We start from the raw sequence: 23,994 nt of genomic DNA on the forward strand, positions 1-23,994 counted from the left end.
AATTTTAGTTGCCTTAGCAATCATCCCGTGTACGTGAGGTAAAAGCTAAGCTCTTATTCTTAATTCTATGTACCATTGGTTCCAAGGAGGCTGGAACTTTATAAAACAAGCTTTATTTCCTAAGCTTTGTTTAGGTTGCCGCCAACATGGCACTTACGCTTGCCCAACTTGTTTAACCAAGCTTAGTTTCACAAAACAACTTAAATGCCCCAACTGCCATAAACCCAGTCTACTGGGCCAATTTTGTGCTAAGTGCCAAAAAGATACCCTTTACTTAAATGGCTTATGGCCGGCCCAAAACTACGCCCACCCCTTAATAAAACAATTAATTAAAACTTTTAAATACGAAGGGGTTTGGGAAATTAATGACATTTTAAGTCAATTTTTAGTAGCCACTTTATTTAACTATCAACTACCACCACCTTGGCACCAAGTACCTTTAACCAGTTGGTTTATAACGCCCATCCCTTTAGCTAAAAGAAAGCAACGGCAACGCGGCTTTAATCAAGCGGAGTTAATGGCTCGCCAACTGGCCCAGCTGACCAATTTGCCGTTTGAAACAACTTTAATAAGGCAACGGCCTACTCCTAAACAAAGTCGGCTGACTAATTATTGGCGACAAACGAATTTGACTGAAGCTTTTTGTTTAACAGATCAGGCTCAACCAAGTGGCAAAATTTATATACTAGTGGATGATGTTTACACCTCCGGCGCCACTCTGAACGCTGGGGCTAAAGTTTTAAAACAGGCCGGTGCACTGGAAGTTTGGGGTTTAACCGTAGCTAAGGGGTAATTAAAGATAAACTATTTATAGCCTCCCGCAACTGCTGAGCATCTTTAAACAAAATTGTGGACAAACCTCTCTCTGTGGCTAAAGCCAAATATTTTTGTTTGTTATCTATAAACAAAATCTCGGCTGGTAAAAAAGGAATCTTGGCCAACACCAAATCCCAAACTTTGGGATTGGTTTTACTGACTTTTAATTGATGTGACAAAAATAATTCGTTAAAATACTCTCGAAAATTAACTTTAATCTGATAATTAGGAAAAACCGGACCGAAATTATTAGACAACAAATAAACCTTATATTTTTTCTTTAACTCGCCAGCTAATTGTAAAACAGACCAATTTACCTGGGGTATAGTATTAAACAAATACAAATAATCATCCACTTGGCCGTTGGGGTCCAAAGTGGCTAAAAACTTTTGCAAAAATTCCCGATCCGTTAATTCGGCAGCGGCAAAAGGTTGTAAGACTTTTTTAAATTCAGAACGAATAACCCCGTCATCTATTTTAAGCTTAGCTGATAATTCTCTAGCTAAACAATCAGCCCAATTTTCTGTGGTACAAACCCCAAACCAATCAAAAATAATTGCCTTAATCATAAAACTACTTTTTTCTCTCCACGACAATAGTGCACTTGGTTAACAAGGCTGACAAAGTACCCAAAGCTGCCAGTACCGGCAAAAATACCGTACCAATTACCGCTACGGTAACCGGAATTTCCAACATAATTTTATCTTTTTCGTTTTTTACGATAATCCGACGCACATTTCCCTCTTTAATCAACTTTTTTACCGTGGCCACCAAATCCTGGCCCATAATTTTAAATTCTTGCTGAGTTTTTTTGTCCATAAAATAAAATGTTTAATATTAATCAGTAGTATTATAATACTATTTTTTTAAAAAATAATAAACACAACAACTTATAATTAACTACTCTTATTCTATTTTTATTATCTGGCATTCAATATCCTGAGCGCCAGCCTGATAAATTACCTTATCCCCCACCTGGCGCCCCATTAAAGCCAGACCAATGGGTGAATTGTGAGAAATGGTTCCTTGGCCAGGATTAGTTTCGGCTGAACCTAAAATAAGATAAGTTTTTTGCTGGCCAGCCACAACTATAGTTACCTTATGACCTAATTGAATTTTAGATACATTTTTAACCACTTTAATTACTTGAGCTTTTTTTAATTGCTCGGACAATTCCAACATTCTTTGATTAATACTTCTTAAGCGCCCTTTAGCCATAATATAACCAGCATTTTCGGAAAAATCTCCCATAGCCGCCAAACGTTTAACTTCTTCGGCTGCTTGGGGTTGGCTTATTTTTAATTTAGCCAACTTTGCTTTAAGCTCATTAAACTTTTCTTGGGTAATACAAGGATCGGGCTTTAAATGGGTATATTTACCTGGTTTTCTTCTGGGAACTTGCATGAGATAAAATTATTTATTATTTTGTTTGTGTTGATTCCATTTTAAGACTTCTTCGTTTCTTAAATATAAATAATAACCATCTTTACAATACGAACAATGATCTCCTCTATGGCTTTTCATCTCTATCTCATCCTTGTTTAATCCATGTGTATGCTTCTTACCACTTGGACACATTAATTCAACTTTATATGTCTCTAAACTTAGCTCGTCAATAATAATACAATCTATAGTAGGGATATCTTTATCATTTTGCATATTATTAATATTAAAAATAATAAATAATTTTATTTAACTTATGAGAATATTTTACCCTTAAAAGTACTAAGGTGTTCTCTTGGCGGAAGGGATGGGATTCCTTTTCCCCCGAAATATAGCAACGCCTTCAACGTAAGCTGTATTTCTCCTCCAAAGCCCGGGTCAATAAAAACGTAAAGCAGTTTACCTTTTTATTGTACCCTTCGAATCCCACCAAATCAACCAAAAATAACAAAACAGCCCACTTGTTTGTTTAAATGAGCGTTTTTGTTATGGCGGAAGGGATGGGATTCGAACCCATGAGACCCCTTACGGGGTCACAGGTTAGCAACCTGTTGCCTTAAGCCACTCGGCCACCCTTCCGTAATATATTTAATTTTAATGGCGGAGGCGAGAGGATTCGAACCTCTGATACCTTTTGGGTATAACGGTTTTCAAGACCGTCGCCTTAAACCACTCGGCCACGCCTCCTTTCATTTATTTTTAAACCCCTGCCTGCCGGCAGGACTCTCGCACCTCTCCTAAGGATAAATTTAAAGCTCTGATGCTACCGTATAATACCGACAGCTAAATTATATGTCAATTACCTCTTATGTTATAGTATTAAGGTAAAAACTATGCCTATTATTATAATCGCCTCAGAAAATCCAGTTAAAATTGAAGCTGTTAAAAAAGCTTTTACTTTAATGTTGCCTGGTAACCAATTTATTTTTACCGGCCTAACCGTACCTTCGGGCGTTAGCAACCAACCCCTAAACGATCAAGAAACTAAACAGGGCGCTATTAATCGTCTTAACCAAGCTAAACTGGTTAAGCCTCAAGCTGATTACTGGGTCGGTTTAGAAGGTGGTGTGGAACAAAAAGAAATTGGTTTAGAAGCTTTTGCTTGGATAGTTATTCAAAATAAAACTGGTCAAACTGGCCAAGCTCGCACGGCTAGTTTTTATTTACCACCTCAAATAGCCACTCTAATAAAACAAGGTTTAGAACTGGGCGAAGCCGATGATCAAGTATTTGGCCAAACCAATTCTAAACAACAAAACGGCGCGGTGGGCATTTTAACCAACAATTTAATAGACCGCGCAACTTATTACCAACAAGCTGTTACCTTAGCGCTAATTCCTTTTACCAATCCTAATCTTTATCCCTTAATATGACACAACCTTTGCCTGTCGCTTTACCTTTAAAAAAATTAATCGGCCCAAGTTTTATTTTATTGGCCCTAGGTTTTGGTTCGGGTGAAGTTATTCTCTGGCCCTATTTGGCCAGTAACGTTGGCTTGGGTATAGCCTGGGGGGCTTTGCTAGGTATTACTTTTCAATTTTTTATTAACATGGAAATAGAACGCTACGCTCTTATTAAGGGTGAAAGCGTTTTTGTTGGTTTAAAAAAAATCTGGCCTTTTAGTCCGTGGTGGTTTATTGCTTCCACTTTTTTAGGTTTTGGTTTGCCGGGCATCGTGGCCGCCTCAGCTCAAGTTTTCGCCCAAGTAATTGGTTTAACAGATTTTAAATGGCTGGCCATATTATTCCTACTTATTATTGGCGTATTAATAAGTTCGGGCCGAACTGTTTACGGGTTAATGGAAAGAATAACCAAAACCATAATTTTTATTGGTTTACCCTTTATTATTATTTTAGCAATTATTGTTTCCAGGTCCACTGACTGGCTGGCTTTGGCTCAGGGTTTGGTTGGCCAAGGCCAGGGCTATAACTGGCTACCTGAAGGTTTAAGCTTAGCCACTTTCTTAGCTGCTTTTGCTTACGCCGGTGCTGGTGGCAACCTTAATTTAACTCAATCAATTTACATTCGGGAAAAAGGCTATGGTATGGGCTATTATGCTCAAAAAATTTCCGGCCTGTTCCACAACAAAAGCCCACAACCAACCATTAAATTAACTGGCCAAGATTTTGATTTAACCGAAGGAAATCTTAAAAATTTTAAAACTTGGTGGCGACGAATAAATTTGGAACACTTTTTAGTCTTTTGGTTTTTAGGTTTTTTGGGTATTTGTTTGTTAATGATTTTAAGTTACAGCACCACTTATAATCTAGCCGGCAATTTGCAAGGTATTAAATTTATTTTAAATGAAGGACGAATTATCGGACAACTTATCTCGCCTATTGTCGGTACTATTTTCCTGTTAGTTATTAGCATAATGCTCTGGCAAACCCAATTGGGAGTTTTAGATTCCACTTCCAGAATTATGGCGGAAAATTTGGCGCTAAAAAAATTAAATAATCAAAACCAATTTCCTTTGGGAAAAATATACTACAATTTTTTATGGGCACAAATTATTTTCGGTATTATTTTATTCTTATTTAATATTTACGAACCAAAAACTTTAATAATTATCGGCGCGGTTATAAACGCTGTAGCTATGTTTATTCATGTTGGTTTAGTAAATTGGATGAACCACAAATTATTGCCAAAAATTCTACGTCCCAAAATGTGGCGCCAACTTATTATTATAATAATTTTCCTATTCTTCGGCCTGTTTAGCGCTATAACTTTGTGGAGTAATTTAAGCAATTGGTTAAAGTAAAGTTAGCTTAAGACTTGACTAAATATAAAAAATATACTAGACTCTTACCTAGATGTAAGAGTTCTTCGCCAGTTTCTTAAATTATCCTTTAATTTAAAGGAGCAAGCGTTAAGCTTGAGGATTGGAAAGGAGAATAGGTCGCCTTACACGTTTATTGATTTTTTGTATATTCTCAAAATGGCGAAGAAATTATACGTTGGTGGTTTGCCTTACAGCACCACTGACGCTGCTTTGCAAGATCATTTCGCACAAGCCGGCACCGTTGCCTCGGCCACCGTTATCATCGACAAGATGTCCGGCCGTTCCAAAGGTTTTGGTTTTGTGGAAATGTCCACTGATGAAGAAGCTCAGGCCGCAATTGACATGTTTCATGGTAAAGAGTTCGAAGGTCGAACTTTAACTGTGAACGAAGCCAGGCCTTTGGCTCCTCGCCCGCCTCGCAGCGGCGGTTTTAATCGCGGTGGTTTTGGTGGTGGCAACTCTGCTCCACGTCAAAATCGCTGGTAAAGCACAACTCAAAACTCACCCCCTTTTAGCTTAGAGCTAAAGGGGGGTGTTTTATTTAAAAAAACACTTTAACCAATTGACAAAAACACTTTAAACCATTATTATCCTAAAGTTAAGAGGCTATCCTCTTTCTTCGTCGAACGAGGATTTTTTGTTAAGTAAATTCACTCCTTAAATTATTATGACCGAAACCAAAATAAGAAACGTAGCTATTATTGCTCACGTGGACCACGGCAAAACCACTTTAGTAGATTCCCTGCTTAGGCAAACCAGCACTAAGTTAAAAAAAGACTTACAGCAGGCTGATTTAATAATGGATAGCAACGAACTGGAAAAAGAACGTGGTATTACTATTTTTTCTAAAAATGCTTCCGTCCAATGGGGTGATTATAAAATAAACATCGTTGATACGCCCGGCCACGCCGATTTCGGTGGCGAGGTAGAACGGGTACTTACTCTAGTTGACGGTTGTTTATTATTGGTGGACGCCAAAGAAGGCCCCATGCCCCAAACCAGGTTTGTTTTAAGGCGCGCTTTGGAAATGAAATTAAAAATATTGGTTGTTATAAACAAAATAGATAAACCGGATGCCCGACCCGATTACGCCTTAAATAAAACTTTTGATTTATTCGTGGAGCTGGGTGCCGATGACGCTTCTTTGGATTTTCCGGTAATTTATGCGGCGGCCAAACAAGGTAAAGCCGGCCTTACGGCCGATCTTAATAAAATGACCGATATTTTACCGGTTTTTGAATCAATCGTTCAACACATACCAGCCCCCCAAGGCGATATTAATAAACCTTTACAAATTTTAATTACTAGTTTAAGCGCCGATCCATTTAAAGGGCGAGTAGCCACTGGCCGAGTTTGGCAAGGTACTGTTAAAGCCAATGACACGGTGGCTCATATTAACCGCACCGGCGACATAAAAAAATATCGCTTGCTCTCTTTAATGACTTTTGAAGGCTTGGAACGTTTAGAAACCCCTCAAGCTCAAGCCGGCGATATTATCGCTTTAGCCGGCATACCCGACATAACCATTGGCGAAACCATCGCCGATAGTGAACAACCTCTAAGTCTTCCCCTGCTCAGCGTGGAAGAACCGACTGTTAAATTGTCAGTAATGATTAATGATTCTCCCTTAGCTGGCCAAGAAGGACAATTTACAACTTCTAGGCAAATTAAAGAACGTTTATTTAAAGAGTTAGAAACCGACGTGGCTTTACGGGTGGAAGAAATTCAAGCCGGTCTGTGGAGTGTAGCTGGCCGCGGCGAACTACACTTGGCCATACTTTTAGAAAGATTAAGGCGAGAAGGCTATGAACTGCAAGTTTCTCAACCGCAAGTAATCAACAAGGTAATCGACGGAGTTACCTTAACCCCTTTTGAACAATTGTTTATTGAAGTACCAGAAGATTTTGCCGGAGTAGTTATACAAAAACTAGGCGCCCGGCGCGGTGAACTTAAAGAAATGAAAGTAGATAATAATTTAGCTTTATTGGAATTTATTATCCCTACCAAAGGTTTGTTGGGTTATCGTAGTGAATTTATAACTGATACTAGAGGTCTTGGGATAATGAACAGTTTATTCTACGATTATCAGCCCGATCCAGGCAACTGGCGTCCCCGAGAACAAGGCTCCTTAGTAGCCCACGAAACTGGTTTAACCAATCTTTACGGACTGCTTAATGTGCAAGATCGAGGTATTTTATTTATTGGTTCGGCTGTTAAAGTATACAAAGGACAAGTCGTTGGCCAACACTCCAGAGAAAAAGACCTACGAGTCAATGTTTGTAAAACCAAACAACTTTCCAATATGCGTTCCAAAGGCGACGGTTCAGCTGAACATTTTAACAAGCCCAAAGATATGGACTTAGAAGACGCTTTGGAATACATTGGCGTTGATGAATTGGTGGAAATAACACCGAAAAATATCCGTATGCGTAAAAAAATACTGGACGAAGTCGAAGCCCGGCGCAAAGAACTAGGAATTAAATAACAAACTGACTTAAAAAATATTCACTCAAAACGTTATTTTTGCCGTCGGTTTTATTATTTCTTAAAACTTCTTGCCAATCACCGACCGGCCTATAACTTTCGTCTATTTTAACGGTTTTAGTTTCTGAAAAACGATTAATATTAAATAGACCCTTGGTTAAAACATCAGAAGATAACCCGGCAAAATCAGGCAAACATTCTTTAACCAATTGCCGAGACTGTTCCGGGTCGGTATAAAAAGAATAAACCATGGCTTCCTGGGGCAGTTGTTGTAAAAAAAATCTAAAACCACTCTTAAATTCCGGTTGAGCAATATTTTGTTCACCGCCACCAGAAGGAAATATCATTACTGCTCCCCCGGTCTTAATATGACTCTTTACTGTTTGCAAAACTGGTTTTAATTCCGAAATATTTTTAGCATTGGGCACAAAATATTGCTCACCAAATTGCCTAACAAAATGTTCATATAAATGCTGGGTCACCATAAACTTAACATCTTCCCTGTCTAAAGTATTTAAAATAGCGGGAATTTCAATATACCCAGGATGATTACCAATAATCAATCCTGGCTCTTTTTGTAATTTTTGTCGCAGGCCAGAAAAAGAAGGGTCCGCTTCTTTGGTATAATCAATCCGTACATTCACAGCTTCCAAAAGATAATGCCCAACGCCTTTAAATCCCTTTTTATCAAACTCCTCCTTAAACTTAGGCAAATTAATAGCTGATTTTTCTACAGTTCTTATAACGCTGTCTTTAAAAAAATTTAAAGATTCTCTAGACATAATAATTAATTACTTATTATATTTTTAATCCAACTATTCCAAGAATCTCCTCCACCCGTTTGCTCCCAACGCGACCAAAATTGTTCCGGCGTTAAAATATCAAAACCATTAAAATTTCCTAAATCCAACAAATGCCTATCTTCGGTTATTAAAAAATTAGCTCGACCACCCTTAGCCGCTGCTAATAATTTAAGATCCTCTTTATCTTCAATTGGCACCTGCACCCGGCTCGGCTCTACTTGTTCGGCCATTATTAAAAAATCTTGTATATCGCCTTTTAACCTTTCATCTTTAACTAATCTGTCCACCAATAATCGATTCTCCCGCCAGACCTGAGACGTAATAACAGCTTCCAGGGCACCCTGTAAAACCAAATCCAAAATACGCTTCGGGTAGCTAAATTCACCCTTATCAGCGTTTATTAAAACATTAGTGTCTAAAACGACGCGCCACATATCTATCTAGTATAGAAGCTGGCAGAGCGCTTGCCAAATGAATTAATTAAGGTAAAGTGGAATAGACTTAAAAATTATAAATCCTTACATTACGGATTTTTCCTAATTCTTTATGCTTGATTCTTAATTCTAGAGCTTTATGTCTTTTCAAATCGGCATTGTGGGACTGCCTAATGTCGGCAAATCCACTTTATTCAAAGCCTTAACCCGCAAACAAGTAACCATTGAAAATTATCCTTTTGCCACTATTGATCCTAATGTTGGTGTAGTGGCAGTACCGGACGCACGGCTAACCAAACTAACAGAACTATCCAAGTCAGCCAAAACCGTACCAACCACTATTGAATTCGTGGATATAGCTGGTCTGGTTAAAAATGCTCATCAAGGCGAAGGTTTGGGTAACCAATTTTTAGCCACTATTCGAGAAGTAGATGCTATTATTCAAGTAGTCAGGGATTTTAAAGACAGTAATATTATCCATGTCCACAATGAAGTTAACCCCGAGTCCGATGCCACTGTTATAAACTTGGAACTTGTTATGGCTGATTTATCAACTGTAGAAAAAAGACTGGCAGCCCTACGACCAAAACTTAAAACCGGCGCTGATAAAACTTGCCAAAAACACATAGACATCCTAGAAAAATTCGCCAGTCATTTAAAAACTGGTCAATCTATCAGAACTTTGTCTTTAACTGATGATGATGTAACGTTCTTAAAAGAACTGCCTTTATTGTCAGCTAAACCGTTGCTCTATGTTTTTAACGTAGCTGAAAAAGATATTAACCAACCGCTTAAAACCACCCTGTCACCAGCTATTGGCATTTCGGCAAAAATAGAATCTGAATTAACAGAACTATCGGCTGACGAAGCAGTTTTATACCAACAAGAACTTAAGCTAACCGAAACCGGCTTACATAAACTTATTACCGCCAGTTATCAATTACTTAAGTTAATTACCTTTTTTACTTCCGGACCCCTGGAGTCGCGCGCTTGGACTATAGTCCAAGGCCATAAAGCACCCCAAGCCGCCGGCGTAATTCACAGTGATTTTGAACAGGGCTTTATTCGAGCTGAAGTTATAAGTTATCAAGATTTTGTAAATTGTGGTGGCGAAAATGGCGCTAAAGACCAAGGTAAATTTCGTTTAGAAGGCAAAGATTACCAGCTTCAAGATGGCGACGTTTGTCACTTTAGATTCAGTGTTTAACAACCAACCAATGTCTGTAAATTTACCGAAAGATTTCTTATATGGCTTTTCTCAAATTTCCGACGGCACTATGTCGTTTAAATTCGGGTCAACTAAACTAGTTAGACAAAACCGCCAAAACTTTTGCCAAAAATTAGGTATTGATATAAAAAATTGTGCCACTAGTCAATTAGAACATAAAGATAAAATCATCAGGCTCACTAATAACGACCTAGGGCGTAATATGTTAACGCCGGATTATGATTTAACAGCCGACGCTTTGGTTACCAGCCAACCTGGTCTTTACTTATTTACGGTGGTGGCTGACTGTTTAGTAATTATTCTTGTTGATCCCCAAAATAAATCCCTAGGCTTGATTCACGCTGGTTGGCAAGGTTTAAACTTAAACATAATTCCTAAAACAGCTGCTTATTTACAAAATAATCTAAACAGCCAACCTAAAAATCTACTGGCTATAATTAGCCCGGCTATTCAAACTTGTTGCTATGCCTATGAGTCTGTAAAACAAAGTGCTGATAAAACCTGGCAACCGTTTCTTAATAAACAAGCTGATGGTTTAATACATATTGATTTAATCAATCTGGCCAAACAACAATTAACTAAGGCCGGAATTAAGCTGAATAATATCATTGCTAATTCGGCTTGCACGGCCCACAACCATAATTACTATTCCCACTTCCGCGATCAACAACAAAACCAGCCTGATAAAGGCCGTTTTACAGTAGTGGCTGGTTTCAAATACTTTATTTAATAAAACTAACTTGCCGGGCTAAATCAAAGCTGTCTCTAAGTTCATCTTTGGTCATAATGTTATTATTTAACATTATTTCTATTTCTTTTTTCATATTGCTATTAAGCAAATAAGGCCCGTCAGTGTTGATCGTGTATTTTACACCAAATTCTTTAAACTTATTTACAATATCTTTAAACTCCGACCAATCTTTTATAGCCCGAGTTTGCAAATTAGAGGAAGGACATAATTCCAAAACTGTGCCGGCGGACGCTAATTCTTTAAGCAAACTTTCATCCTTGGCCGCCTGAATACCATGGCCAATGCGTTGTGGTTTAATATCACGCAAAACCTGGCGCACACTATCCGGACCAGTGGCATCGGTTTCACCAGTGTGCACAGTTATACCTAAACCAGCTTGTTTAGCTGTATTAAAAAGTTCAATATATTTTTTAAAGTCTGGTTCTTGTTCAAAAGTTTTTTTCTCTGGACCGGCGATATCAATACCAATTACTCCCCACTTTTGATACTTAAGCGCTTTTTTAACTATAATTTCATTTAATTCAAAAGAAAATTCTCTAGCTAAACAAAACATTAAACCTGCTTTAACACCAAAATCCAAACTGGCTCGGTACATACCATTAAGACTGGACTGAATAATATGATCTAAATCCATTTGTCCGCCATTATTGCGTTTCATTGGATTAAATCTAAGCTCAATTTGATTAATATTGGACGAACGATATTCTTTGGCAATAATAGCATAAACACAACGCTCCATAGCTACCGGACTAGATTGTATTTTCTCGGTCCATTGATGCATAATATCCACATATTCTTCTAAATTTTGCACTGTTTCATCACTGGCTGTAATCAACTTCCAAAAATCCCAATAATTCTTGACGGGCAATTTTAAACCTTGTTGATGGACCAACTCCCACATAATATGAGGCGCCACAGCGCCGCCAATATGTATATGCAAGTCGATTAATTCTATATTTAATTGGTTTTTATAAAAAATCATAAGGTTTTTTAAATAAGCAAAAAAGAATCCCCTAAACCAAGGACTCTTCTATTCACTTTGATTAAGTATAGCAGAATCAGATAAAAAACAGCAAATTAACAACCCCTCGTTGTGCAGCTCTTTCAATCCTCCATCTCCATATAAAAATCACAAATTAACTTTATTTCCTAAACACCCATATTTCCCGGGCCAGCCGTTGGTCCGGCCGATGATATATATAGGAACCGCGATTATTTAACCAACCGACTGGTGCCTCCTTAGGTAATAAATTTTCTATCTTAAAACCATAACTTTTAACTTTGTCCACCAAAGGCAAAAATATTTTTTCTTCCCTTAGGCGCCAACTAGGCCAAACCATAACCAACCGGGCGCCTGGTTGCAAAGCTGAATATAAAATTTTAAGCGTGGTTGCATAAAATTGCGTTAACTCGACTTGAATATTTTTAAGCTCGGCTGTTGATTCGTGACCGCTTAAGGGCGGACCTAAATAAGGCTCAGTTACTACGGCACCAAAAGTCTGCTGTTTAATAAAATTAGGCAATTGCCGAACATCCACCGCTTGTAATTGCCAAGTAAATAATTTATCGAGGCAATCTTTTTTTAACCACTCTAAATTACTATTAGTTCTGTCTATTCCCCGCTGATCAATATCCGAACCCCACAATTTTAAATAACCCAAACTAGCCGCTTCTTGCAAAACAGTGCCCGAGCCACAAAAAGGATCTAACAAGGCCTGCTGTTTATCCGCCAAAGATAAATTCACCATTAATCTAGCTAATTTAGGTGGCAACATGCCAACTTTAGCTTGCCGGGCCGGCCGGCCGTAATCACGTTTGGACCAGGCGGCAAAATCTTGAACTTTAATAGTCCGACCGATTATTAAACTACCGTCAGCTTGCGGTAAAAAAATAAAATCATAGCCAGTCGGTGGTAATAATTTATTTTTTTCCACTACTACTGAAGATAAATCCGCTTCCCGAGAAACTACCAAACGCGCTCTGGCGCCTGATTGTTTAAATTCCTTCTTTAGGCTAAGTCCAGCTAAATTCAACCATTTAGGCGGCCGACGACCATACCAACTAAAACCAAACAAATAGCTACTGCTAATTATTTTCTTTAAAAAATCTCTAATAACTTTTTCCACTGTCGGCCTATCCCCCGCCACTTTGTCCACATATTCAGCCAACTTAACCGAACCGGCTAAATTATCAAAAAAATCAGCTGGCAAATCCGCCGCCAATAAAACATAAGTCTGGGTTATGGCTAACCAAGTTGCCGATAGATTATTCTTAATTAATTGACTGTTAATCTCCGCCACGCTTAAAACCGGTTCCCGCCCTAAAATAAATATGTATTTAGTCATAATAGACTAAAGTATAACATTATAATAAAAAATACTAAATTTAAAATTCTTTTATTTACTGGCCATTAATAAATTCACCCGGCGAACAGCTTAAAACCCGCTTGTAAATTCTATCCCTCGGCCACCCGGTCGGCCCTTGCCAAACCATTAGCTTTATGATAACATCATTTTAACTTAGCGCTTAATAAGTTTAGCGCTCCATACCTCTAAAATTTAGAGGTCCTAACTGGTTCAAGGGGTTTTACTGGTTAGGGCAAAAAACTTCAGCGTTTTTTATTTTTAAAAAAATAACTTATGAAGCATTACGAACTGATTTATATAATACCCATTAAAGCTGGTAGTGAAGAAGATACAACTGTGGCCGACAAAGTACGCGCCATGCTAAAAGAAGAAGGCGCCACTATTAGCCAAGAAGATTCTTTGGGTAAAAAAAAGCTGGCTTATCCTATTAAAGGGTTAAGGCATGGTAATTATATTTTAGTGGAATTTGATTTAGAGTCAACCAAATTAGCCCGGGTAAATAACTGGTTTAGAATGTCTACTGAAGTATTGCGCAGTCAAATAATCCTTAAACCGCTTAAATCACCGGAACAATTAGCCAGAGAAAAAGCCTTCCAAGAAAAATTAATGAAAATACAAGCTCGAGAAGAAGCCGAAACTAAAGAACCAGCCAAACCGGCTGATTCAGAAAAACCCGCGCCAGCTGTTGAGTCGGTTCCCCGACCTGTTCAATTTGATGACTTGGACAAAAAAATAGAAGAAATTTTAGAACAAGAAATTGTTAAATAATCATTCCTTATAACCACTTTAATGGCTCCAAAGGTTTCTTAAAAAATATTTTAAAAACCCTAAGCCTTTACAAGGTAAAAAAAATATGAACTACTTAAATAAAGCTATGGTCATAGGTAACATCACCCGTGATCCTGAAGTTAGAACCACTACTCAAGGCACCGCTGTTACCACTTTCACTGTAGCCACCAACTTACGCTGGACCAATTCAGCTGGCGAGAGACAAGACAAAACTGAATATCATAATGTGGTCGCTTGGCGTCGCCTAGCGGAAATCTGTGGGCAATATTTAAAAAAAGGTTCCAAAGTTTTTATTGAAGGACGACTGCAAACCCGTTCCTGGGATGACGCTCAAGGACAAAAGCATTGGCGCACCGAAATAATAACCGATAATATGATAATGCTGGATCGGGCTGGTGCTAACAACTCAGCAACCAATACTAACGAACCAGAAGAAACCGCCAATCCAACCGATAACGAAGAAACCACCGTCAATGTCGAAGATATACCATTTTAATAATCTATTAACTATCTATGATTAGAAAAAACAATACCCTAACTAAACCGCGCGTCTGCTACTTCTGCGTTAACGGACTTAATGAAGTAGATTATAAAGATACTCGGGTAATGCAAAAATTCTTGTCCGGTTATGCCAAAATTCTACCCCGACGTCGTACTGGTACTTGCATGAAACATCAAAGAAAATTAGTTCTAGCTATTAAACGAGCTCGTTTTATGGCTTTACTAGCTTTTGTTTCTAAATAATCCTAGTTTAACGAATAATTTATGGCTGTTTTACCCTCGCTTAATTCCATCCGAGTCGGACTTAGTATTCTAGTCAACGAAGAGCCTTACTTAGTCTTAGAAGCTTCTTTTATGCGCACTGCTCAACGCAAACCAGTAATGCGCACCAAACTAAGAAATTTACTTAACGGTAAAGTATTAGAACAAACTTTTAAACCGGGTGACAAAGTAACCGAGGCCGACATGTCGCGCCTTAAAGCCAGCTTCCTGTACGCTGATGATTCCGGTTATCATTTTATGAATCAGGAAACTTTTGAACAATTTGATTTTTCTCAAGAAGCCTTAGCCGACCAAGCGGGCTATTTAATTGACGGCTTAGAAGTTAATATTCTTAATTTTAACAACCAGCCGGTCAGTGTGGAATTACCTAACAAAATTACCATTAAAGTTAAGGAAACTCCGCCCGGCGTTAAAGGCGACACAGCTACCGGTGGTAGTAAGCAAGCTACTTTAGAAACTGGTCTAATTATCAACGTACCTTTATTCATTAAGAATGACGAAAAAATTATAGTTAACACTGAAACCGGCCAGTACGTAGAAAGAGCTTAAGCTAGCTTAAAATACCTTGAACGGCTCACTTCATCAGATGAAGTGAGCCGTTTGTTTTAGCTAAAAATTGCTTTTATTCAAACCTTCCTTTACTAGCCGTTTAAATAATAAATAGGATCGACTTTATTCTTTATAGCTCCGGTTGCTACCTGCCAACTTCTTAAACTACTTCTCCGCCATTCTTTCTTCTTCTACTTTTTTTAAAACATCGGTCCTAATTTCCTTAACTATTTTAGGATTGTCTCGTAAAAACTGCTTAGCCTGTTCGCGGCCGACACCTAATTTTGTTTCACCATAGCTAAAAGTATTACCATTCTTTTTAACTACTTCCCTAGTTAAACCTAAATCAATCAAATCCCCAGACAAAGAAATTCCTTCATTATACATAATATCAAATTCCGCTCCCTGAAAAGGCGGGGCAACTTTATTCTTAACTACCTTAACTCTGGTGCGATTACCCACCATTTTGTCACCTTGTTTTATTTGACCAATACGCCTTATCTCTATACGAACCGACGAATAAAATTTTAAAGCCATACCGCCGGTAGTAGTTTCTGGATTGCCAAAAAATACACCAATTTTCATTCTAGTTTGATTTAAGAAAATTACCACGGTTTTTGATTTGGAAATAATGGCTGTTAATTTACGTAAGGCTTGGCTCATTAACCGAGCTTGCAAACCCATATGATGGTCGCCCATATCGCCTTCTATTTCCGCTTTGGGGGTCAGGGCGGCCACTGAATCTACCACAATTATATCCACGCCATTAGACCTAACCAAAGTATCAACTATATCCAAAGCTTGCTCGCCAGTATCTGGCTGAGAAATTAACAGCTCGTCTATATTAACGCCAATTTTTTTAGCATAAGAAGGATCCAAAGCATGTTCGGCATCCACAAAAGCGGCCAAACCACCAGTTTTTTGAACTTCGGCAATAGCATGCAAGGTCAAAGTGGTTTTACCCGAAGCTTCCGGACCAAACACTTCGATCACCCGACCTCGGGGCAAACCGCCACCTAAAGCAATATCCAAAGATAAACAACCAGTCGGTATAGTATCAACCGACATAGATTGGGCTTCACCTAACTTCATAATTGCCCCTTCACCAAACCTTTGTTTAATCTGATCAATGGCTAATTGAGCGGCTTTTTGCCGACCAGTACTTTCAGTAGTAGTTATATTTTTTTTATTACTAGTTTTCATAATAATTTTAACTTTCCCTCCTTAATAATTAGTCTAAATATAATAACATAAATTACCCGAGGCAGGAATGGTATATATATAAATAAATCTAACTTTATCTAATAATTATTCTATCATTACAAAGCAGCTTTAACGACTACGGTAATATCAATTGTCATTGCGAGGGAGTAAAACGACCGAAACAATCTAAGAATCATTAGATTGCCCCGTCAGTCGGCCTAACAGCCTCCCTCCTCGTAATGACCTACTATTTGTTATTGCCAAAAATAACCTAGATATTTAAAAAAATTAAAAACTAAATGTCCTGCTGTCCGCCAGAAGCGGATTATTTCAATATCTAAATTTTGAACTTCTAAAATATCTGCAAAGGCAAACCCACCGTACTGTCTGGTTTAAACATGACTCGCCTAGTTAAACCAGTACGCTGGCCATAACTTTTTTGGGCCTCTACTAACAAATTGTTTAAACCCGGTTGTAAGGGTACCACCGCCCTAAATAACCCCTCTTCACTAACCACCAAAGGCTGATTATTTATAAATATTAAAGTACCAGCTTGAGTCGAACCTGTAACCACCACCGTTGGTTGGCTAGTAGTAAAATCACCAACCGGTTCCACTAAACTAAAACGGGGTGGCACAATAGCCAACCAGGCACCGGCCAATAAATAAACCAAAATTCCCGCCCCAGCCATAAATAACAAAAATAATCGGCTCTTGTGCCAAGAAATATTTGAGCTACGTTGGCTGGTAAAATTTTTTGACTGATTAACAAAAAGACTAACCGGCAAAACCGTTTCCGTGTCCAAACTGTTTTGATCTAAACCTAAAAACTGAGAATATTTTTTTAAAAACATCTTACCATAAGAACCAAAAGGCAAATCATACCAACGGCCCTGTTCTAAAGCTTGCAAATAACGACCACTAATACCCAAATCCCGACTGGCCTTTTCTATGGACAAGCCTTTAGACTGGCGCTGTTTAGCCAAAAAAGATCCTTGGCCATCACTATTATTTAATTTATGAGTACTAAAACGAGCCATTAGATAAAACTAAAAAATTAAACCTTAAATAATCCCCAATAGTCTAAATTAAAAACCTAATTACTAGAGTATTATTTAAAAATTAAGCTTTCGAATTTAATATGTTATTTTAAAAAAATTTATTTTTCTTCAAAGTCATCACCAGCTTCTTCTTCAGATTCAAGCAACTCCTCATCATCTACCACTTCTGACGAATCTGCTTCCTCAGGCAAACCAGCTGTGTCGTTCATTAAATCTTGTTGACTAACCAACACCTCCCTAGGTTTGGCCCCATCACCTGGTCCAATTATGCCTTTTTCTTCTAATAAATCCAATAAACGAGCAGCCCGGGCATAACCAACTCTTAAACGTCTTTGCAAAAAAGAAGCTGAAGCCTTACCAGCCCGAATAATTATCTCCTGCGCCTCAGGCAACAACTCATCATCATCTGGCTGACTGCCTCCAATCAAAGAATTAACTCCCCGACCATACTGCTTTACTACAACTTCCGGATTATAATCTGGTTTAGCAGCTTGTTTTAAGAAATTGGTTACTTTTTCTATTTCCCCATCCCCAACAAAAGCAGCTTGAATACGTTTAGGTTTGGATAAATCAGCCGAAATAAATAAACTATCGCCTCGACCCAATAATTTTTCAGCGCCACTGGTATCTAAAATAGTCCTGGAATCAGTACTGGAAGCCACAGCAAAAGCTATCCTGGAAGTTATATTAGCTTTAATTAAACCAGTAATTACATCAACCGATGGTCGCTGAGTTGCCACGATTAAATGTATACCAACGGCTCGAGCCATTTGTGCCAACCGAATAATGGCCGCTTCCACATCTTGAGCCGCCACCGCCATTAAATCAGCTAATTCATCTATCACCACAACTATATAGGGCATTAACTCGCCACCCAACTGATTAAAAGCCTGAATATTTCTCTTACCAGAAGAGCTTAGAACCTGATAACGTCTGTCCATCTCCCCAACTACCCACTTTAAGGAATTAATCGTCTTATTAACATCGGTTATTACCGGCGTTAATAAATGAGGAATATCATTATAAGAAGCTAATTCCACTCTTTTCGGATCAACTAAAATAAGTTTTAATTCATCTGGCGAATTAGTGTAAAGCAAGGACAATAAAATAGTATTAATACAAACTGATTTGCCAGAACCAGTGGCGCCAGCAATTAATAAGTGAGGCATTTTTTCCAAATTAGCCACAAAAGCTTGGCCGGCCACGTCTCGCCCCAAACTAAAAGTTAAATTAGATGAACGTTTTTTAAAAGCTTCTGACTCTATAATATCCCTTAAGCCGACCAAAGCCACAGTTTGATTGGGCATTTCTATACCCACTAAAGACTGACCGGGAATTGGCGCTTCTATTCTAATGGGGTGAGCGGCCAAAGCCAAAGCCAAATCATTACTTAAGGTTGTAATATGAGAAAGTTTAACACCTTGTGATGGAGCTAAAGTATATTGCGTCACAGTCGGACCTATATTAATCGGCCCCATTTCCACCTCAATACCGAAGTTAAGTAAAGTCCGACGGATTTTCTCTTTATTTGCTTCAATATCCCCCGAAGTAGGTTTACCTTTGCGCTCCTCTAATAAATCCGTCTTAATTTGTATTTGGCGAGGCGGTAAAGGCAATTTAACCACCTCCGGCTCAGTTACTTCCAAAGTAGTCAGCAAATTATCTACTGGACGTTTCTTAAAAACTTTATCCAAAGTTGGTAAAATTTGTTCTTTAATCCGGCTAACCGGCTCCTCTTCTTTGGGTGGTTTAGTTTCACGCCATAAAGCTGCTTTATCCTCCTTGGAATTAATCGGGGAACTATTAACCACTGATTGATTAAGGGCACTCTGCCAACTTGCTAAAGTATCTTTAAAACGTTTAAACAAACTAATAGGTGAAGTATCAAACAAAACCAATAAGCCAGCTACTAAAATAGTCAACAATAAAACTATGGCGCCCCAATCACCTAAAATCGGCGTTAAAGCCCATAACCAAATAAAACCCAAATAACCACCACCCACACCTTCTTTAACAGCTTGCCACCAAGTAATATTCTCCAAAGCCGAATGAGTCAAACCGGCTAAACCTGATAAAAACAAAAATAAACCCACAACTTGCCTTAATTGAATCCGCCAACCAGGTTGCATTAAAGCGTAACCAACCATTAATAAAATAACGGGTATTAAATAAGCTGACCAACCAAAAGTAAAAATTAATCCTCTTTTTAATCCTTGGCCGACCAAGCCTGATAAATCCAAAAAAGACAAAATAAAAATTATGGACAAAGCTACTAAGCCAACCACTACCAAACCATGCTTGGTTTCGGCTGATAAACCAACTGATCCGCTATTATTTTTAGTTGTTGAATTTTTATTATTAACCCGAGCCATAAATTATACTTCTCTCTAACTTTAGACAGTATAACGCTAATTAAGGTTTCTTAGCCAACCTAGGCACTGCTTAACAATAACAATCTTACTTCTTTAAAGCTGTCTTTTTCTTGTAAATAAAACTAATTCTCTACTACCGTATCCGTAGAAATTGGCAAAGTCAAACTAGCGTCTAATTCTTCTTGTTCTTTAATTCTGGCTTGTAAAGCCGCCTCCGCTTCAGCCGCTTCTTTAATAGCATTAGCTTCTCTTTGTACCTGTAATTTATCCATGGCCGTAGCTAACAATTCGGCTTTAGGGCCATAACCCGTACCAGCTGGAATTAAACGACCAATAATAACATTTTCCTTAAGACCTCTTAATCTATCAATTTTACCAGTCACGGCGGCATCAATCAAAACGCGAGCGGTTTCTTGGAAAGAAGCGGCCGACAAGAAACTATCGGTTGATAAAGAGGCTTTAGTAATACCCAATAACAAATACTCAGCTTTGACTGGGTGCCCTCCCTTAATTTTAATCTGCTCATTCGCTTCTTCAAACTGAGCAACCGTTACTACTTCACCAGACAACAAATCACTGCTACCGGTTTCCACAATAACCATCCGAGAAAACATTTGACGAATAATTAACTCAATATGTTTATCGTTTAATTTTTGACCTTGCGAAGAATAAATATATTGAATTTCTTTCAAAATATAATGTTGAACAGCTTCTTTGCCTCGTAAACTATAAAGTTCATGTAAATTCAAACTACCCTCTGTTAATTGTTGCCCTTTTACAACCAATTCACCATTTTTTACCCAAACTGCTAAACCACCTGGTACGGCAAACTCCTGCTCTGTTTCCGCTGACACATTTATAACCACTTTCTCTTCAGTAATATTTTTTACCTTACCCGCCCGTTGCACTTTAATCATTTGATCACCAGCCTGTACTATTTCTTGCCCAGCGGTTACAGCTTGGCCTTTCTTAACAAGAATTTTGGGAGCTTCATGAAGAGCTAAATTAATAACTTCTTCACCACCATCGTGATAATTCATTTTAATAAATTTCTGCCGACCTTGATTATAAACTTCCACCTTACCGTCAGCTGGAGCCAATAAACCAGCTCTCTTAACCGGCCGGGCTTCAAAAACTTCTTCTACTCGAGGTAAACCTTGAGTTATATCTTCAGCTGAAGCCACACCGCCAGTATGGAAAGTGCGCATAGTCAATTGTGTACCCGGCTCACCAATTGATTGAGCAGCTATGATACCAACAGCCGTACCATTTTCCACCAAAGCATTAAAACCTAAATCATACCCATAACATTTTTGGCAAATACCGCGTCTGGTTTTACAAGACAAGGGTGACCTTAATAAAACTTCGGTTACACCAGATTCATCAATTAATTTACCATCCTCTTGGCTAACTATACTACCCTTTTTCAATAAAACTTTTTTAGACTGACCAACTACTACATCTTTGGCCAAAAAACGACCAGCAGCTCTTTTACCTAAAGAATCGCCAATATCTTCACTATCATTATAAGTAAAATTAAAACCTTCTTTATCCCCACAATCTTCTTCCACTACTACAATATCATGCGACACATCCACTAAACGCCTAGTCAAATAACCGGCATTAGCTGTCCTTAAAGCAGTATCAGTTAAACCCTTACGGGCACCGTGAGTAGAAATAAAATATTCCAAGACATCAAATCCTTCTTTAAAATTACCCTTGACTGGCAATTCCATGGTGTCACCGGCCGGGTTAGTTACCAATCCTTTCATACCCATCATTTGAGTAATTTGCCCCCAAGAACCGCGAGCTCCTGATTGAATCATAGAAAAAACCGAACCATGGTTTGGCAAGGCCTTACGGGAAAATTCCGTTACCCGATCTTTAACTTGAGCCCAAATTTCTATCACTTTAATATGACGTTCATCATCAGTTAACAAACCTTGCTGATACTGATCATAAATTTCTTCAATTTGCATTTCCGCTTCATTATAAATTTGTTCCCGTTCTTTAACCTCGGGCAAATCCGACATACCCCAAGACAAACCGGACTTGGTTAAATACTCAAAACCCATAACCTTAAGACGATCCAATAATTTAGCTGTCTCATCCAAACCATCTTCAGCCAAAGCTTGAGAAACTAACCTATTCAACACTTTTTTATCCACTACTTCATTACAAAAACGCAAAGATTCTGGTAGGATTTCATTGAATAAAATACGACCGACACAAGTTTCCATCTTTTGCCCATCAGACAAACGAACTTTAATGGCCTTTTGCAAAGATAACCAATCAGATTGATAAGCTAAAATAGCTTCCCCCAAAGAACCGTACTCTTTAATTTTTTCATCAGCTTTAACTTCTGTTTTGTTGGTCATATAATAACAACCCAAAACTATATCTTTGGACGGAGTAGCTACTGGTTCACCCGTGGCCGGCTTAAGCAAATTTTTAGACGACAACATAATATTGGCCGCCTCCCACTTAGCTTCTTCAGTCAAGGGTACATGAACAGCCATTTGGTCACCATCAAAGTCAGCGTTAAAAGCCGGACAAACCAAAGGATGAACTTGAATAGCTTTACCTTCAATTAAAACAGGCTGAAAAGCCTGAATACCTAAACGATGCAAGGTCGGTGCACGATTCAATAACACATAAGAACCTTTAACTATTTCTTCCAAAATATCCCAAATTTCACCCTTGCCCGCCTCAATAAAACGATTGGCGCTCCGAACATTATGAACTAATTCGCGCTTAATCAATTTGGAAATAACTAAGGGCTTAAATAATTCCAAAGCCATTCGTTTAGGCAAACCACACTGATGTAATTGTAAAGTTGGACCAACCACAATAACACTCCGGCCAGAATAATCAATACGCTTACCCAATAAATTCTGTCTAAAACGACCTTGCTTACCCTTTAAGATATCGGCGATGGATTTAAGCATGCGTCTTTGACCAGTAGAAGCTGTAACGGTCTTACCATGACGAGCGCTGTTATCTAACAAAGCATCAACTGCTTCCTGCAACATACGCTTCTCATTACGACAAATTACTTCCGGCGCATTTAAATCCATTAAACGCTTCAAACGGTTATTACGATTAATAACTCGTCTGTACAAATCATTCAAATCGGAAGTGGCAAATCGGCCACCATCCAACTGAACCATTGGCCGCAAGTCCGGCGGAATAACTGGCAAAACGTCCAAAACTGTCCATTCCGGACGAATGTTAACCAACTGAAAACTTTTTAATAACTTAAGTCGACGGATTAACTTCTTTTGTTTGGTCGACACAGACTGAGCAACTTCCTCCTCCAAAACAGCAATACCTTTTTTTATGTCTATCTTTTCCAATAACTCATGAATTGCTTCAGCACCAATAGAAGCTTCAAAAACCTGGCCGTACTTTAACGATAAATCTTGATACTGATTCTCAGAAATTATTTGTAAAACCTTCAATTCTTTAATTTCTCGACGAGCCGTTTCAAAAGCTTGTTCTAGCTTACTTAATTTTTCGTTTTTGATAGTTTCCAAAGAATGCCTTTCCTGCTCTAATTGACTGCCAGTATATTTTTGGGCCGCTAATTCTGTTTGCTTTTGGTACTCAGCTTCTAAGCCCTTCCTTTTAGTCTTATACTCACCAGTTACCTGATTCAATAAAGCCTGCTTTTTAGTTTCATCTACTTTGGTAACTATAAAAGAAGCAAAATAAATAACTTTTTCCAAATCTTGCACCGATAAACCCAAAGACAAACCAATTTTAGAAGGTACACCCCGTAAAAACCAAATATGAGAAACTGGGCTAGCCAATTTTATATGACCAAAACGTTCTCGCCTAACAACCGCTCGAGTAACTTCCACTCCGCATTTATCACAAACAATACCACGGTAACGAATACGTTTATATTTACCACAATAGCATTCCCAATCCTTGGTCGGACCAAAAATTCTTTCGTCAAATAAACCATCTTTCTCTGGTTTTTGTGTGCGGTAATTTATGGTTTCAGGTTTGGTTACTTCACCAAAGGACCATTTTAAAATCTGGTCTGGAGAAGCCAAACGCAAACGAATGGAATCAAAATCGTTGGCGTGTAAGTGTTCTTTTTCGGGAAACATAGATGTCATATTA

At 38.3% G+C, this 23,994-nt stretch carries 23 protein-coding genes and 2 tRNA genes; 11 read left to right on the forward strand and 14 right to left on the reverse strand.

The window, feature by feature from the left end; all coding sequences use genetic code 11:
- The first annotated feature begins 67 nt into the window (after positions 1-67).
- Positions 68-793 carry a ComF family protein gene (locus KKC17_01115; protein ID MBU1038826.1) on the forward strand — a complete coding sequence of 242 codons (726 nt, stop codon included), beginning with the start codon at positions 68-70 and terminating at the stop codon, positions 791-793.
- Here KKC17_01115 and KKC17_01120 read toward each other — a convergent pair.
- From KKC17_01120 to KKC17_01145, 6 genes are all read right to left on the reverse strand, one after another.
- Positions 783-1,385 (reverse strand): hypothetical protein, encoded by a 603-nt coding sequence (locus KKC17_01120; GenBank protein MBU1038827.1) that lies wholly within the window; start codon positions 1,383-1,385, stop codon positions 783-785. The two genes, KKC17_01115 and KKC17_01120, sit on opposite strands and share 11 nt — an antisense overlap.
- 4 nt (positions 1,386-1,389) lie before the next feature.
- A complete protein-coding gene (locus KKC17_01125; protein ID MBU1038828.1) occupies positions 1,390-1,635 on the reverse strand; it encodes a DUF4342 domain-containing protein in 246 nt (81 codons plus the stop codon).
- Between the two features lie 87 nt (positions 1,636-1,722).
- Entirely contained in the window at positions 1,723-2,220 is a 498-nt protein-coding gene (locus KKC17_01130) for a GreA/GreB family elongation factor (GenBank protein MBU1038829.1), read from the reverse strand.
- Positions 2,221-2,229: 9 nt separating this feature from the next.
- On the reverse strand, positions 2,230-2,475 hold the full coding sequence (locus KKC17_01135) for a hypothetical protein (GenBank protein MBU1038830.1): 246 nt from the start codon (positions 2,473-2,475) through the stop codon (positions 2,230-2,232).
- 273 nt (positions 2,476-2,748) lie between these two features.
- Positions 2,749-2,838, reverse strand: a tRNA-Ser gene (locus tag KKC17_01140).
- 19 nt (positions 2,839-2,857) lie between these two features.
- Positions 2,858-2,946: transfer RNA gene (locus tag KKC17_01145), tRNA-Ser, on the reverse strand.
- Between the two features lie 146 nt (positions 2,947-3,092).
- Between KKC17_01145 and yjjX the strand changes: the two genes are divergently transcribed.
- From yjjX to typA, 4 genes are all read left to right on the forward strand, one after another.
- Positions 3,093-3,632 (forward strand): inosine/xanthosine triphosphatase, encoded by a 540-nt coding sequence (yjjX, locus tag KKC17_01150; protein ID MBU1038831.1) that lies wholly within the window; start codon positions 3,093-3,095, stop codon positions 3,630-3,632.
- Entirely contained in the window at positions 3,629-5,020 is a 1,392-nt protein-coding gene (locus KKC17_01155; protein MBU1038832.1) for an Nramp family divalent metal transporter, read from the forward strand. The genes yjjX and KKC17_01155 overlap by 4 nt, the downstream gene beginning before the upstream one ends.
- 177 nt (positions 5,021-5,197) lie before the next feature.
- A complete protein-coding gene (locus tag KKC17_01160) occupies positions 5,198-5,527 on the forward strand; it encodes an RNA-binding protein (protein ID MBU1038833.1) in 330 nt (109 codons plus the stop codon).
- 181 nt (positions 5,528-5,708) lie between these two features.
- Positions 5,709-7,526 (forward strand): translational GTPase TypA, encoded by a 1,818-nt coding sequence (typA, locus tag KKC17_01165; protein MBU1038834.1) that lies wholly within the window; start codon positions 5,709-5,711, stop codon positions 7,524-7,526.
- Here the strand turns inward: typA and KKC17_01170 are convergent.
- Both KKC17_01170 and KKC17_01175 read right to left on the reverse strand, forming a co-directional pair.
- Positions 7,519-8,307: a 1-acyl-sn-glycerol-3-phosphate acyltransferase gene (locus tag KKC17_01170; protein MBU1038835.1), complete on the reverse strand. Its 789-nt coding sequence runs from the start codon at positions 8,305-8,307 to the stop codon at positions 7,519-7,521. The genes typA and KKC17_01170 overlap by 8 nt on opposite strands.
- A gap of 5 nt (positions 8,308-8,312) precedes the next feature.
- Positions 8,313-8,762, reverse strand: coding sequence for a putative toxin-antitoxin system toxin component, PIN family (locus tag KKC17_01175; GenBank protein ID MBU1038836.1), 450 nt, complete (start codon positions 8,760-8,762; stop codon positions 8,313-8,315).
- Between the two features lie 139 nt (positions 8,763-8,901).
- Between KKC17_01175 and ychF the strand changes: the two genes are divergently transcribed.
- Both ychF and KKC17_01185 read left to right on the forward strand, forming a co-directional pair.
- Entirely contained in the window at positions 8,902-9,969 is a 1,068-nt protein-coding gene (ychF, locus tag KKC17_01180) for a redox-regulated ATPase YchF (GenBank protein ID MBU1038837.1), read from the forward strand.
- Between the two features lie 10 nt (positions 9,970-9,979).
- Positions 9,980-10,720, forward strand: coding sequence for a polyphenol oxidase family protein (locus KKC17_01185; GenBank protein MBU1038838.1), 741 nt, complete (start codon positions 9,980-9,982; stop codon positions 10,718-10,720).
- On the opposite strand, the gene KKC17_01190 is transcribed toward KKC17_01185, so the two are convergent.
- Positions 10,713-11,723, reverse strand: a complete 1,011-nt coding sequence (locus tag KKC17_01190; GenBank protein MBU1038839.1) for an adenosine deaminase — start codon at positions 11,721-11,723, stop codon at positions 10,713-10,715. The two genes, KKC17_01185 and KKC17_01190, sit on opposite strands and share 8 nt — an antisense overlap.
- Before the next feature lie 160 nt (positions 11,724-11,883).
- Positions 11,884-13,086 carry a hypothetical protein gene (locus KKC17_01195; GenBank protein ID MBU1038840.1) on the reverse strand — a complete coding sequence of 401 codons (1,203 nt, stop codon included), beginning with the start codon at positions 13,084-13,086 and terminating at the stop codon, positions 11,884-11,886.
- Positions 13,087-13,380: 294 nt separating this feature from the next.
- Between KKC17_01195 and rpsF the strand changes: the two genes are divergently transcribed.
- The 4 genes from rpsF (at position 13,381) to efp (ending at position 15,228) form a co-directional block, all read left to right on the forward strand.
- Entirely contained in the window at positions 13,381-13,875 is a 495-nt protein-coding gene (gene rpsF, locus KKC17_01200) for a 30S ribosomal protein S6 (protein ID MBU1038841.1), read from the forward strand.
- Between the two features lie 85 nt (positions 13,876-13,960).
- Positions 13,961-14,392, forward strand: a complete 432-nt coding sequence (gene ssb, locus KKC17_01205) for a single-stranded DNA-binding protein (GenBank protein ID MBU1038842.1) — start codon at positions 13,961-13,963, stop codon at positions 14,390-14,392.
- Between the two features lie 17 nt (positions 14,393-14,409).
- Positions 14,410-14,640: a 30S ribosomal protein S18 gene (rpsR, locus tag KKC17_01210; GenBank protein MBU1038843.1), complete on the forward strand. Its 231-nt coding sequence runs from the start codon at positions 14,410-14,412 to the stop codon at positions 14,638-14,640.
- Positions 14,641-14,661: 21 nt separating this feature from the next.
- Entirely contained in the window at positions 14,662-15,228 is a 567-nt protein-coding gene (efp, locus tag KKC17_01215; GenBank protein ID MBU1038844.1) for an elongation factor P, read from the forward strand.
- A 165-nt stretch (positions 15,229-15,393) separates the two neighbouring features.
- Here the strand turns inward: efp and recA are convergent, their stop codons facing one another.
- The 4 genes from recA to rpoC form a co-directional block, all read right to left on the reverse strand.
- Complete coding sequence (gene recA / locus KKC17_01220) at positions 15,394-16,431, reverse strand: recombinase RecA (protein MBU1038845.1); 1,038 nt, start codon at positions 16,429-16,431, stop codon at positions 15,394-15,396.
- A 352-nt stretch (positions 16,432-16,783) separates the two neighbouring features.
- On the reverse strand, positions 16,784-17,470 hold the full coding sequence (locus KKC17_01225) for a helix-turn-helix domain-containing protein (GenBank protein MBU1038846.1): 687 nt from the start codon (positions 17,468-17,470) through the stop codon (positions 16,784-16,786).
- A gap of 119 nt (positions 17,471-17,589) precedes the next feature.
- On the reverse strand, positions 17,590-19,863 hold the full coding sequence (locus KKC17_01230) for a DNA translocase FtsK (protein ID MBU1038847.1): 2,274 nt from the start codon (positions 19,861-19,863) through the stop codon (positions 17,590-17,592).
- A gap of 122 nt (positions 19,864-19,985) precedes the next feature.
- Entirely contained in the window at positions 19,986-23,990 is a 4,005-nt protein-coding gene (gene rpoC / locus KKC17_01235) for a DNA-directed RNA polymerase subunit beta' (protein MBU1038848.1), read from the reverse strand.
- Positions 23,991-23,994: the final 4 nt, after the last annotated feature.

The sequence above is a fragment of the Patescibacteria group bacterium genome (assembly GCA_018817715.1).
GTDB lineage: Bacteria > Patescibacteriota > Patescibacteriia > Veblenbacterales > UBA10138 > JAHITT01.

What these genes read in the sequence shown, in the direction of transcription:
- KKC17_01115 (MBU1038826.1), top strand. Translation starts at nt 68, where the DNA reads ATGTACCATTGGTTCCAAGGAGGCTGGAACTTTATAAAACAAGCTTTA.
- KKC17_01120 (MBU1038827.1), bottom strand. Translation starts at nt 1,385, where the DNA reads ATGATTAAGGCAATTATTTTTGATTGGTTTGGGGTTTGTACCACAGAA.
- KKC17_01125 (MBU1038828.1), bottom strand. Translation starts at nt 1,635, where the DNA reads ATGGACAAAAAAACTCAGCAAGAATTTAAAATTATGGGCCAGGATTTG.
- KKC17_01130 (MBU1038829.1), bottom strand. Translation starts at nt 2,220, where the DNA reads ATGCAAGTTCCCAGAAGAAAACCAGGTAAATATACCCATTTAAAGCCC.
- KKC17_01135 (MBU1038830.1), bottom strand. Translation starts at nt 2,475, where the DNA reads ATGCAAAATGATAAAGATATCCCTACTATAGATTGTATTATTATTGAC.
- yjjX (MBU1038831.1), top strand. Translation starts at nt 3,093, where the DNA reads ATGCCTATTATTATAATCGCCTCAGAAAATCCAGTTAAAATTGAAGCT.
- KKC17_01155 (MBU1038832.1), top strand. Translation starts at nt 3,629, where the DNA reads ATGACACAACCTTTGCCTGTCGCTTTACCTTTAAAAAAATTAATCGGC.
- KKC17_01160 (MBU1038833.1), top strand. Translation starts at nt 5,198, where the DNA reads ATGGCGAAGAAATTATACGTTGGTGGTTTGCCTTACAGCACCACTGAC.
- typA (MBU1038834.1), top strand. Translation starts at nt 5,709, where the DNA reads ATGACCGAAACCAAAATAAGAAACGTAGCTATTATTGCTCACGTGGAC.
- KKC17_01170 (MBU1038835.1), bottom strand. Translation starts at nt 8,307, where the DNA reads ATGTCTAGAGAATCTTTAAATTTTTTTAAAGACAGCGTTATAAGAACT.
- KKC17_01175 (MBU1038836.1), bottom strand. Translation starts at nt 8,762, where the DNA reads ATGTGGCGCGTCGTTTTAGACACTAATGTTTTAATAAACGCTGATAAG.
- ychF (MBU1038837.1), top strand. Translation starts at nt 8,902, where the DNA reads ATGTCTTTTCAAATCGGCATTGTGGGACTGCCTAATGTCGGCAAATCC.
- KKC17_01185 (MBU1038838.1), top strand. Translation starts at nt 9,980, where the DNA reads ATGTCTGTAAATTTACCGAAAGATTTCTTATATGGCTTTTCTCAAATT.
- KKC17_01190 (MBU1038839.1), bottom strand. Translation starts at nt 11,723, where the DNA reads ATGATTTTTTATAAAAACCAATTAAATATAGAATTAATCGACTTGCAT.
- KKC17_01195 (MBU1038840.1), bottom strand. Translation starts at nt 13,086, where the DNA reads ATGACTAAATACATATTTATTTTAGGGCGGGAACCGGTTTTAAGCGTG.
- rpsF (MBU1038841.1), top strand. Translation starts at nt 13,381, where the DNA reads ATGAAGCATTACGAACTGATTTATATAATACCCATTAAAGCTGGTAGT.
- ssb (MBU1038842.1), top strand. Translation starts at nt 13,961, where the DNA reads ATGAACTACTTAAATAAAGCTATGGTCATAGGTAACATCACCCGTGAT.
- rpsR (MBU1038843.1), top strand. Translation starts at nt 14,410, where the DNA reads ATGATTAGAAAAAACAATACCCTAACTAAACCGCGCGTCTGCTACTTC.
- efp (MBU1038844.1), top strand. Translation starts at nt 14,662, where the DNA reads ATGGCTGTTTTACCCTCGCTTAATTCCATCCGAGTCGGACTTAGTATT.
- recA (MBU1038845.1), bottom strand. Translation starts at nt 16,431, where the DNA reads ATGAAAACTAGTAATAAAAAAAATATAACTACTACTGAAAGTACTGGT.
- KKC17_01225 (MBU1038846.1), bottom strand. Translation starts at nt 17,470, where the DNA reads ATGGCTCGTTTTAGTACTCATAAATTAAATAATAGTGATGGCCAAGGA.
- KKC17_01230 (MBU1038847.1), bottom strand. Translation starts at nt 19,863, where the DNA reads ATGGCTCGGGTTAATAATAAAAATTCAACAACTAAAAATAATAGCGGA.
- rpoC (MBU1038848.1), bottom strand. Translation starts at nt 23,990, where the DNA reads ATGACATCTATGTTTCCCGAAAAAGAACACTTACACGCCAACGATTTT.